General features: G+C 68.0%; 2 protein-coding genes. Both read right to left on the bottom strand.

Features of this window, described 5'->3' with window-relative positions; all coding sequences use genetic code 11:
• The coding region (locus ACWEBX_RS41525) for an amidohydrolase family protein (protein WP_451889833.1) at positions 1 to 708 on the bottom strand (708 nt) is incomplete at its 3' end.
• Position 709: 1 nt separating this feature from the next.
• The coding region (locus tag ACWEBX_RS41520) for an SDR family oxidoreductase (RefSeq protein WP_451889832.1) at positions 710 to 1,001 on the bottom strand (292 nt) is incomplete at its 5' end.

Genomic DNA, 1,001 nt, shown 5'->3' with positions numbered 1-1,001 from the left:
CAGCCGTGTTTCCCAGGGAAGTTGCCAACCGTTGCCCAGCGCACCGGTGGCGGCGCGCGCCTCCTCGGCGCTGTACTGCGTGACCATCGAGCCGCCCGCGAAGAAGACGTCGTCATTGCTCATCAGGAGCTTGACGCTGTCGAAGCCGAGATCCGCCTGTTCGCGGATGAACTCACGTACGGCGTCCGGGCCGGTCTTCTTCTCGCGCGGACCGTCGGGACCCATCTGCACCGGGTTGTTGTCCCCCTCGAAGGACGCCGCGCGCAGGCGCGGTCCGACCGCGGCACCGGCCTTGATCTGCTCCCGCAGGATGATCTCGGTCGGTACGGGGGTGAGCGAGCCCGCCGAATAGGCGCTGGTGAAGCCCTGGTCGAGCAGGATGCGCGCGTTGCGCCGGGCGATCTCCAGGTGCTCGTCCGGCGTCGGCATCTGGTGGAAGAAGCTGACGTCCAGCGGCGGGTTGAAGGTCGGATCGATGTGCCCGACCGCCGACGGGAAGGTCAGGTGGCAGTGCGACTCGATCATGCCGGGCATGACCGTCCTGCCGACGCAGTCGACGATCTGGTCTCCCGGCTCCGCCACCACGCCGCCTCCGGCGACCACGGCTTCGATCGTGTCGCCTTCGACCACCACGTCGGCGGTGTACGCCGGCTCTCCGGATCCGTCGAAAACAGCCCCGTTGACGAAGAGGACGCGCTGGGCAGTCATGTCAGGCTCCGATCATGTTGTAGCCGCCGTCGGCCACAAAGTAGCTGCCGGTGATGTGAAGGGCGTCGGGCGTCGCGAGGAAGAGCGCCGCTCCGGCGACCTCCTCGGGCTTGGGGATGTGGCGCATCGGGGTCATCTCCCGCAGCTTGTCTCCCCGGCCGTTCCTGTAGTCCTCGCGGCCCAGCATCCGCTCCGTCTCCATGAAGCCCGGCGCGAAGGTGTTCACCCGGACCCTCGGCGCGAATGCCTGTGCGTAGTGCATGTTCGGGCCGGTGCGGGTGACCCGGATCGCC

Source organism: Streptomyces sp. NPDC005070 (assembly GCF_053600395.1).
Note: the sequence above shows the minus strand (reverse complement) of the source record. Positions and strands in the feature narration are given on the sequence as shown.